The organism is Streptomyces sp. MK37H (genome assembly GCF_018035285.1).
GTDB classification, from domain to species: domain Bacteria; phylum Actinomycetota; class Actinomycetes; order Streptomycetales; family Streptomycetaceae; genus Streptomyces; species Streptomyces endocoffeicus.
In genome coordinates this window covers 1-9,348 of record NZ_JAAAYH010000358.1, presented here as the reverse complement: position 1 = coordinate 9,348, position 9,348 = coordinate 1, and the positions used below count along the sequence as shown (strand labels likewise).

Genomic DNA, 9,348 nt, shown 5'->3' with positions numbered 1-9,348 from the left:
CCATCCCCGCCACCAAGGACGCCTCATGACCGCCGACCCCCTGACCGTGGTGGTCGCCGACCCCAATCTCGCCCCGCTGCGCGCCGAGTTCGAGACCGCCGTCCCCCACGGCACGGTCGTCCACTGGCCCGACCCCCGGCACACCGAGGCGGTCGAAGCCGCCATGGCGGACGCGGACGTCCTCGTCTCGGGCCGGTGCACCGCCACCATGGCCGCGACCGCGCAGTCCGGCGGCGCCACCCTGCTCACCGAGACCGCCGCCCCCGGACGCCGTGGCAGACTGTCCTCCCTCGTCATGACCGGCGCCGCGCTGGGCACCGCCCTGGGCGCGGTGGCCTGGATCCTCGCCCAACGCCTGCCCGACGACGCCCTGATGAGCTGGGGCTGGCGGCTGATCTTCGGCAGCAGCCTCCTCGTGACCGTGATCGCCCTGGTGCTGCGCCGCAAGCTCAACGAGAGCCCGGTCTTCACCGAGCTCAAGGAGCAGCGGGAGCGGCCCGCCTCACCGGTGAAGGAGGTCTTCCGGCACGGCCGGAAGCCCATGCTGCTGGCGCTGTTCATGAACTTCGGCGTCAGCACCCAGTCCTACACGTACCAGGTCTTCATGGCCTCCTACCTGGTGTCCAGCGTCGGCGTCGACAAGGACTTCGTCCCCCAGGTGCTGCTGATCGGGGCCCTGTGCGGCGGTCTCGCGGCCATCTGCTTCGGCACGCTCTCCGACCGCCTCGGGCGGCGCCCGGTCTACTCCACCATCGCCGCCGCGCTGGTGCTGCTGCCGGCCCCGACCTTCATCGCGCTCAACACCGGCTCACACGTGGCGATCACCGTGGCCATCGTCATCGGCTTCATCCTGGCCTGCCACGGCTCGGTCGGCGTCCAGATGAGCTACTTCCCCGAACCATTCGGCAAGCGCTACCGCTACGCGGGCGTCACGCTCGGCCGGGAGTTCTCCTCGCTGATCGGCGGCGGGGTCGCCCCGCTGATCTGCAGCGCGCTCCTCACCGCGTTCTCCGGCTCCTGGATACCGGTCGCCGTCTATATGTCGCTGGTCACGGCGGTCAGCCTCATCGCCACCCGGATGTCCCCGGAGACCCTCGACCGCGATCTGAACACCGCGGCCGACAGCACCGAGCCGGTGAGGCGCTAGCCCGATCCGTAGAGCAGCAGCGCCGTCTCCCGCGCGTTCTTGAATCGCACGGGCCAGTCAGCGCTGCTGCTCGCCCCTCCATTCGCGTCCGCAGGGTCAGCCGGTCGGGGTCGTTCCGCCGGTTCTCGCGGGTCACATACGTGTAGCCGGTGCCTGCCGTGGACCTCAGCTTGATGATCGGGCGTAGTTCGTTGCGCGCCATGAGCCACAGTATGCACCGAAGTGGTTTTCATTTTCAGCTAGCTGCTACGCTGCCGCGACATCCACACCACACGACCGAACGGAGAACCATGTCCGCCCACTGCCAGCTCACCGGCCGGCAGCCCGGCTTCGGGCACCACATCTCGCACTCCCACCGCCGCACCAAGCGCCGGTTCGACCCCAACGTCCAGCGAAAGCGCTACTGGCTGCCCAGCGAGGGCCGCCACATCCGCCTCACCCTCAGCACCAAGGCCATCAAGACCGTCGACACGATCGGCATCGAAGCCGCCGTGGCCCGCATCCGCGCCCGGGGAGGGAAGGTCTGATGGCCAAGAAGAGCAAGATCGCCAAGAACGAGAGGCGCCGGGTGATCGTGGCCCGCTACGCCAAGCGCCGCGCCGAACTGAAGGCGGTCGTCGCCGACCCCAGGACCCCGGCGGAGGAACGGCTCAACGCCCAGCGGGAACTGCGCCGCCAGCCCCGCGACGCCAGCGCCACCCGCGTACGCAACCGCGACTCCATCGACGGCCGCCCCCGCGGCCATCTGCGCGCCTTCGGACTGTCCCGCATCCGGCTCCGCGAGATGGCCCATGCGGGCGAGCTCCCCGGGGTGACCAAGAGCAGCTGGTGAGCGCTCGCCGGGCCGGGCCATCCCTCCGAAGTGTGCCGCTTGGCACACTATTTCAGCCGTCGACGCCGACGGTCCGTCCATCGACGCCGACGGGCGTCCGGCTACGGAGCGTCGGCGAGGCGAAGATCACCGTCGACGGGCGGCACGAAGAAACCGGCCACCTCCGCGTCCGTGACCTCGGCGAGGGCCGCCGGGGTCCAGCGGGGGCGGCGGTCCTTGTCGATCACCTGGGCGCGGATGCCCTCGATGAGGTCCGGGCGGGACAGGGCCGCGCAGGAGACGCGGTACTCCTGCTCCATGACGCGCTCCAGCGAGCCGAGCGCCCGGGCCTCGCGGACCGCGGCCAGCGTGACCTTCAGCGCGGTGGGGGACTTGGCGAGGAGGGTCTCGGCGGTCTCCTTGGCGGCCGGTTCCCCGACGGCCATCAGCCGGTCCACGATCTCCTCGACGGTGTCCGCCGCATAGCACTGGTCGATCCACTCCCGCTGGCCGTCCAGGGTCCCGGCCGGGGCCTCGACGGCGTACCGGGGCAGGACGTCCGCCACCGGCTCCGCGGCCAGGTCCCGGGTCAGCGCGGGCAGTTGTCCGGAGGGGACGACATGGTCGGCCAGTCCGCAGCGCAGGGCGTCGGCGGCGCCCACCGACCCTCCCGTGAGCGCCAGGTGCGTGCCCAGTTCGCCCGGTGCACGGGCCAGCAGATGGGTGCCGCCGACGTCCGGTACGAAGCCGATCGTGGTCTCGGGCATGGCCACCCGGGAGCGCTCGGTGACGATCCGCACACCGCCGTGGGCCGAGATCCCGACCCCGCCGCCCATCACGATGCCGTCCATCAGGGCCACATACGGCTTGGAGTAGCGGGCGATCCGGACGTTGAGCGTGTACTCGTCGCGCCAGAACGCCCGCGAGGCCGCGCCGCCGCCCGAGGTCACATCCTGGTGGATCAGGCGGATGTCGCCGCCCGCGCACAGCCCGCGCTCCCCCGCCCCGTCGATCACCACGGTCTCGACGGCCGGGTCCCGCTCCCAGGCGGTGAGGGCCTCGGCGATGCGGGTCACCATCGGATGGGTGAGGGCGTTGAGGGCGCGGGGCCGATTGAGGGTGAGATGTCCAGCGCGACCCTCGACGCGCGTCAGCACGGCGTCGTCGTCGGTCACGCGATCGGTCACGGAGTCGGTCACGAGGTGTTCGTTCCTTCCGGCGTCTGGTGCGTTCGCGGATCAACGGCGATCCGTCACCGCCGATCCGTCACCGCCGATCCTCTCAACGGGCCCTCGGCCCGCCGCGGCCGCGCCCTCCGCCCGGCCGGGCGGCACAAGACCCTCTGGACACCCGCCGCCCCGCCGGGGAGGGTTGGCGCAGCCCACCCCTGACCCCACGAGGACCCGTCTGATGAGTGCTCATCCGCTGCCCACCAGCACCCCCGCCGCCGAGGGCGTGGACGCGCGGGGCGTCCACGCCTTCCTCGACGCCGTCGAGGACGCGCCGGACATCGAGCCGCACAGTCTGATGATCCTGCGCCACGGCCGGCTGATCGCCTCCGGCTGGTGGGCGCCGTACACCGCCGAGCGGCCGCATCTGCTCTACTCCCTCAGCAAGAGCTTCACCTCCACGGCGGCGGGGCTGGCCGCCGCCGAGGGGCTGCTGGACCTCGACGCTCCCGTGATCTCGTACTTCCCCGAGTTCGAGGCGGAGATCACCGACCCGGGCAGCCGCGCCATGCTCGTACGCCATGTCGCGTCCATGGCCAGCGGGCACCTCGAGGAGACGCTGGAGCGGGCGTTCGGCCTGGACCCGGAGGAGCCCGTGCGCGGCTTTCTGCGGCTGCCGCCGGATCGCGCGCCGGGCAGCGTCTTCGCGTACAACCAGCCCGCCACATACACGCTGGCCGCGATCGTCCAGCGGGTGACCGGGCAGTCGCTGACGGAGTATCTGCGGCCGCGCCTGTTCGATCCACTGGGCATCGGCGAGGCGGCCTGGCTCCAGGTGCCGGCCGGGCGCGACCTCGGCTTCAGCGGGCTGTTCGCAGCCACCGACGCGATCGCCCGGCTGGGGCTGCTGTATCTGCGGGGCGGTGAGTGGGAGGGCGAGCGGCTGCTTCCGGCCTCCTGGGTCGAGGACGCGACCCGGCCGTGGATCCCGACCGAGGAGCCCATGGCAGGCGGCTCGGGGCCGGACTGGCGGCGGGGGTACGGGCTCCAGTTCTGGATGTCCCGCCACGGATACCGGGGCGACGGGGCGTACGGGCAGTTCTGCCTGGTGCTGCCCGAGCACGATGTGGTGATCGCCACAACGGCGGACACCGAGCGGATGCAGGCCGTCCTGGACGCGGTCTGGGAGCATCTGCTGCCCGCGTTCGGCGACGCGCCGCTCACCGGCCGCGAGGACGAGGACGCCACGCTGGAGCGACGGCTGTCCCGGCTCGCCCTGCCACCGCTGGCGGCGAAGCCCGCGCCGCTCTCGGACCTCGGCGCCTGGTCGGGTGCGGAGTTCACCCCCGAAGGCGGCGTCTGCGCGGTCCAGCCGTCCCTGACCGGGGTCACCGTGGCAGAGGACGGCTCCGGCGGATGGGGCGTCTCGCTGGCCGAGCGGGCGTCCCGGCTGGATCTGGGATTCGACGGCGCGGGGTGGCGGGTGCACGCCGGGCCGGAGGCGTCCGTTCCCACGGCGGTGAGCGGGGGCTGGACGGACCCGGACACGCTGACCGTGGACATCGCGTTCCTGGAGACCCCGCACCACCTGGTGGTCACCTGCTCCCTCGCGGACCGCGTCTTCACCGCGCGGTGGCGCACGACGCCGCTGCACCGCGGACCGCTGCACGCCATGCGCGCGCCGGGGCCGCGTTGACTCGTTCCGCCGGTCTGACCAAGGTATGGGCTCGTCCCGACCGGCCGGACCACCCCGTGTTCATGGGCGCGCGGCAGGTCGGCCGGGAGACACCCGGCGCCGCCGTGATCGTGGATCTCTCACGGGTCCGGGAGATCACGGCGGAGGGTGTGCGGGGTCTGCTGCGCTGTGCGCGGACCCTGTCCGAGGCCGGTGCCCCGCTGCTCCTCACCGGGGCCACCGAACCCGTGGCGCGGCTGCTGCGGACGGTGCTGGTGGACGGCACGATCCGGCTGTACGCCACCGTGGAGGCGGCCGTCGCCGCCTGCGGCGGGGCGGCGGCGGGGGCGGACACCTCCGCGCGGGACTCCTCCGCGCGGGACACCTCCGCGCGGGACACCTCCGCCCGGGACGGCGGCCGGACGGCGGTCCCGGAGCTGATACGGCTGCGCCGGGAGACCGTCGATCTGCGCGCCAGACTGCGCTCGCACCCGCTGATCGCGCAGGCCCAAGGTCAGGCACAGCCTGACCGACGCGGAGACCGCGGTCCTGCTCGACCTGGCCACCCGGGCGGGGAGGTGGCTGGAGTGGCATGAGCGCACGGTCGTGCTGGACGCGCTCGAAGACCTGCACCAGCGCGCCCTGGCCGCGGCCCGCGGAGCGGCTCCCCGGCGGCCGTCTCTTGGGAGTCCTCCCGGCGGGTACCCGCCGGAGTCCTGACAGCGCTGCTCGGGGCCCGGCGTCGGGAGGACGACCATGGCTGTACCGGCCGCGACCCGCTCCGGCGGCATCCACGCGCCGCCGTGGCTCGGGATCTACCTCAACGACCATCTGGTGGCCGCCACGGCAGCGGTCGGACTGGCCCGCCGGATCAATCGCCGACACCGGCGCTCGGCCTACGGCGGCGAGCTGGCGAGGCTCACCTCGGAGCTCGTCCAGGACCGCAGGTCGCTGCTGTGGTGCATGGCCTCGCTCGACGTCCCCGTCCGCCGCGGCAAGCTCCGCGCGGCGCGGGCGGCCGAGCGCACGGCGCGGCTGACGCCGGGCAGCCGGCCGCGGCGGCGCACCGGGGTGAACACGCTGGTGGGGCTGGAGGCGCTCCGGATGGGTGTGGAGGGCAAGGCGCTGCTGTGGCGCTCACTGCTCGCGGTGGCCGTCCATGACACCCGGCTGCAGACGGACCGCCTCGCCGAGCTGCTGGAGCGGGCCGGGCAGCAGCTCACCACCCTGGACTCGCTGCACTCCCGGGCCACCTCGGCGCTGATCTCGGCCGAGGGCCCGGCGTAGCCGGCGGCCGGTTCGCCCGCCCCACCCGCTTCAGGCGGGCGCCGGTGGGCACTCGGCCACGATGACCGAACTTCCCGGCGCGCCCGAGTCGTACTGGATGGACACCGCCCCGCCCGGCACCCCCCACCCGGCCCTGACCGAGGACCTGGAGGTCGATGTCGCCGTGATCGGCGCCGGGATCGCGGGGCTGAGCACCGCGTGGGAGCTGGCCCGCGCCGGGCACCGGGTGGCGGTGCTGGAGGCGGACCGGATCGCCGCGGGCGTCACGGGCCACACCACGGCCAAGCTCACGGCGCTGCATTCGCTCATCTACGACCGGCTGCGGCGCACCCGCGGGCCGGAGGGCGCGCGGATGTACGCGCGGTCGCAGTCCGAGGCCGTCGAGCGGGCGGCGGCGATCGCGGCCGAGCTCGGCATCGACTGCGATCTGGAGCGCGTCCCGGCCTTCACCTACACAGAGGACCCGGGGCGCGCGGACACCATGCGCGCCGAGGCGGACGCCGCGAGCGAGGCGGGGCTGCCCGCCTCGTATGTGACCGAGACCGGGCTGCCCTTCCCGGTCGCGGGCGCGGTCCGGGTCGAGGGAGGGGCGCAGTTCCATCCGCGCACATACCTCCTCGGGCTCGCCGAGGATCTGCGCGCCCGCGGCGGGCGGATCCATGAGCACACCCGCGCCACCGGTCTGGAGGAGGGCACCCCCTGCCGGGTCACCACGGAGGGCGGGGCGGTGGTGACGGCCGGGGACGTGGTGATCGCCACCCACTACCCGGTGTTCGACCGGGCGCTGCTGTTCGCCCGGCTCTCGCCGCGCCGAGAACTCGTCGTGGCCGGGCCCCTGCCCGCCGACCGGGATCCGCGGGGCGCGTACATCACCCCGGACCAGCGCACCCGGTCGGTGCGCACCGCGCCGTACGGCGACGGGCAGCGGCTGCTGATCGTGACCGGCGAGACCTTCACCCCCGGCACCGGGGACACCCCTGAGCGCTTCGAGCGGCTGGCGGACTGGACCCGGGAGCGCTTCCCCGGCGTGGAGATCACCCACCGCTGGGCCGCCCAGGACAACGACCCGACCGACACCGTGCCGCTGGTCGGCCCCTTCCACCCCGGCGCGCGCCACACCTATGTGGCGACGGGCTTCGCGGGCTGGGGCTTGAGCGGCGGCATCATGGCGGGCCGGCTGCTCACCGCGCTCATCGGCGGTGAGCGGCCGGAGTGGGCCGGGCTGTACGACCCCCGGCGGCTGGGGACCGCGCTGCGCGAGGCCCCGGCGCTGCTCGGCCACCAGTTCCACGTCGGGAAGCATTTCGTCGGCGACCGGCTGAGCGCCCCCGGGGCCGGCTCGGTCGGCCGGATCGCCCCGGGCACCGGGGCCGTGGTCCGCCTGGACGGGCGGCGCCGCGCCGTCTACCGGGACGAGGACGGCACAGCTCACGTGGTCTCCGCCCGCTGCACCCATCTGGGCTGTCTCGTGGCGTTCAACGCCGCCGAGCGGACCTGGGAGTGCCCCTGCCACGGCTCCCGCTTCGGCATCGACGGCCGGGTGCTCCAGGGCCCGGCCAACCAGCCCCTGGAACGGCACGACAGCTGACCCGCGGCGTCTGATCCCCCCGCAGGTCCGTTGGATGAAACACGTACATGGCCCCCGGCCATGGGGGTACACGCCTGGCGTCAACCCGTCGGCTGAGAAAGGACCACTGCCGTGCTGATGGCCCACCCGGTCGTACTTCGGAACCTCATCGAGCAGTACGAGACGCTGCGGATGCTGCACGCCGAATCGGGCGGCACCGAGGTACGACAGCGGATGGACGACCTCGCCTATACCCTGTGCGTCTCCACCGGGACGCGGGATGTGGACGCCGCCCTCATCGCCGCCCGGCACCAGCTGCCCGGCGCACGGGTGGAGGACGACTCGGCCCTCACGGCCGGGGCGGGCGCACCGGGCGCCTGAGCCCGCCGCGCCTCCTGCGGGTGAAGCCGCCCCGCCGGATCAGCCCTCGGCCCCCCGCGCCAGCTCGGAGAGGTCCATGGTCTGGCCGGCCGGCGGCGCCTTCACCGTGACCGGCTCATTGAGGGCCGAGAAGGTGATGGTCATGTCGAGCGGGCCCTTGTCCCCCTCGCCGCGGATGCGGAACCGCTTGGTGTGGCCGTCCGGGTCGATCCACATGTCCATGGACAGCCGGTCGATCCCCATCCCCTCGTACGCCTTGAGGTTCTTCTCGCGGCGCTCGCGGGTCGCCGCGTCCTCGTTCTTCAGGCTCGCGCGCATCTGGCGAAGGCTGATGGTGCCCCGGTAGTGCGTCGTGCGCACCCCGTCGATGGTCTCCTCGCCGACCCGCTTCACATCGTCGGCGCCGGAGAGGAACGCCGACTCGTCGGCCGGGTTCTTGTCGGCCTGGCGGGAGAGTGAACCGCCGGCCACCGCGCCGGTCGCCTTCTCGCCCAGCGCCCCGAGGTCCAGCTTGAGCCAGGTCTTGCCGTCCAGCCCGGCGGCGGCCTCCTTGCCCCCGTCGAGGTACATCGCCCCGTCGAGCATCCGGATCTCCACCGCCGCGTCCGAGCCCTGGCCGACCGCGCGCATCTTCATGCTGACGGCGAGCGGCTTGGTGCTCATCGCCGCCTCGCCCTCGATCCGCCCGTCCTCGGGGGTGCGGCCGCTCATCCGGTAGCGGAACGAAGTGAGCTTCTCGCTCTTCTTGGCGGCCGCGCGCACGGCCGCCGCCGGGGCCATCCGCACCTGCTCCGAGGACTTCTCCCCCGCCTTGCCCTCGGGCTTCCCGTCCGCCCCGGACGATCCGCAGCCGACCGCGCCGCCGCAGAGCAGCACGGCGGTGAGCACGGCACCGGCCGCACGGGCACCCTTGCCATGTCCCCCATGTACGACCATGGCCATAAACCCCACCCCTTGCAGAACTTCTGTTCGTTTCGCTGTGATCCGGGACAGTACCAGCAGGGAGTGACAACCGGCTTCCGACCGTCATGCGCAGGCCGCGCACCGTGTGCCGACCCCTCGCACCGTGGGCATACTTGAAGGCGCGACCATTGGTTCACTCTCCGCCAAGGGCGCCACGGTGGAGCCGGCACCTCGCCCACGGCGGAAGACCGGGGCAAGGGTGAGATGACAGCATGACGCGGCCGGACACCCCGGGGGACGAGTGGTCCGTCCGGTCGGGCGATCTCGTCGGCGAGGGGGCCACCGCCAAGGCCACGGTCGACGAGCACGGCATCGTCACCCAGTGGAACGAGGCGGCCCGCGGGCTGC

At 73.2% G+C, this 9,348-nt stretch carries 10 protein-coding genes and 1 pseudogene; 8 read left to right on the top strand and 3 right to left on the bottom strand.

From position 1 onward, the window contains the following. The first annotated feature begins 25 nt into the window (after positions 1-25). Positions 26-1,147, top strand: coding sequence for an MFS transporter (locus tag GWI24_RS34110; RefSeq protein WP_247617251.1), 1,122 nt, complete (start codon positions 26-28; stop codon positions 1,145-1,147). Between the two features lie 88 nt (positions 1,148-1,235). Here the strand turns inward: GWI24_RS34110 and rpmG are convergent. After that, positions 1,236-1,349 (bottom strand): annotated as a pseudogene (gene rpmG, locus GWI24_RS34105) (50S ribosomal protein L33); the annotation flags it as partial. Between the two features lie 88 nt (positions 1,350-1,437). Here rpmG and rpmB point away from each other — a divergent pair. Both rpmB and rpsN read left to right on the top strand, forming a co-directional pair. Continuing rightward, positions 1,438-1,674 carry a 50S ribosomal protein L28 gene (rpmB, locus tag GWI24_RS34100; protein ID WP_210949924.1) on the top strand — a complete coding sequence of 79 codons (237 nt, stop codon included), beginning with the start codon at positions 1,438-1,440 and terminating at the stop codon, positions 1,672-1,674. After that, positions 1,674-1,979, top strand: coding sequence for a 30S ribosomal protein S14 (gene rpsN / locus GWI24_RS34095; protein ID WP_210949923.1), 306 nt, complete (start codon positions 1,674-1,676; stop codon positions 1,977-1,979). Before rpmB ends, rpsN begins: the two co-directional genes overlap by 1 nt. 101 nt (positions 1,980-2,080) lie before the next feature. Here the strand turns inward: rpsN and GWI24_RS34090 are convergent, their stop codons facing one another. After that, entirely contained in the window at positions 2,081-3,157 is a 1,077-nt protein-coding gene (locus GWI24_RS34090) for an enoyl-CoA hydratase/isomerase family protein (RefSeq protein WP_210949922.1), read from the bottom strand. A gap of 211 nt (positions 3,158-3,368) precedes the next feature. Between GWI24_RS34090 and GWI24_RS34085 the strand changes: the two genes are divergently transcribed. From GWI24_RS34085 to GWI24_RS34065, 5 genes are all read left to right on the top strand, one after another. Then, complete coding sequence (locus tag GWI24_RS34085) at positions 3,369-4,823, top strand: serine hydrolase (RefSeq protein ID WP_210949921.1); 1,455 nt, start codon at positions 3,369-3,371, stop codon at positions 4,821-4,823. 62 nt (positions 4,824-4,885) lie between these two features. Next, positions 4,886-5,398 carry an STAS domain-containing protein gene (locus GWI24_RS34080; RefSeq protein ID WP_210949920.1) on the top strand — a complete coding sequence of 171 codons (513 nt, stop codon included), beginning with the start codon at positions 4,886-4,888 and terminating at the stop codon, positions 5,396-5,398. 160 nt (positions 5,399-5,558) lie between these two features. Beyond that, positions 5,559-6,089: a hypothetical protein gene (locus GWI24_RS34075; protein WP_210949919.1), complete on the top strand. Its 531-nt coding sequence runs from the start codon at positions 5,559-5,561 to the stop codon at positions 6,087-6,089. Positions 6,090-6,150: 61 nt separating this feature from the next. Then, positions 6,151-7,677: an FAD-dependent oxidoreductase gene (locus tag GWI24_RS34070; RefSeq protein WP_210949918.1), complete on the top strand. Its 1,527-nt coding sequence runs from the start codon at positions 6,151-6,153 to the stop codon at positions 7,675-7,677. A 111-nt stretch (positions 7,678-7,788) separates the two neighbouring features. Then, on the top strand, positions 7,789-8,037 hold the full coding sequence (locus tag GWI24_RS34065; RefSeq protein WP_210949917.1) for a DUF5133 domain-containing protein: 249 nt from the start codon (positions 7,789-7,791) through the stop codon (positions 8,035-8,037). A gap of 39 nt (positions 8,038-8,076) precedes the next feature. On the opposite strand, the gene GWI24_RS34060 is transcribed toward GWI24_RS34065, so the two are convergent. Next, positions 8,077-8,979: a DUF1396 domain-containing protein gene (locus GWI24_RS34060; RefSeq protein WP_210949916.1), complete on the bottom strand. Its 903-nt coding sequence runs from the start codon at positions 8,977-8,979 to the stop codon at positions 8,077-8,079. Positions 8,980-9,348 lie beyond the last annotated feature (369 nt).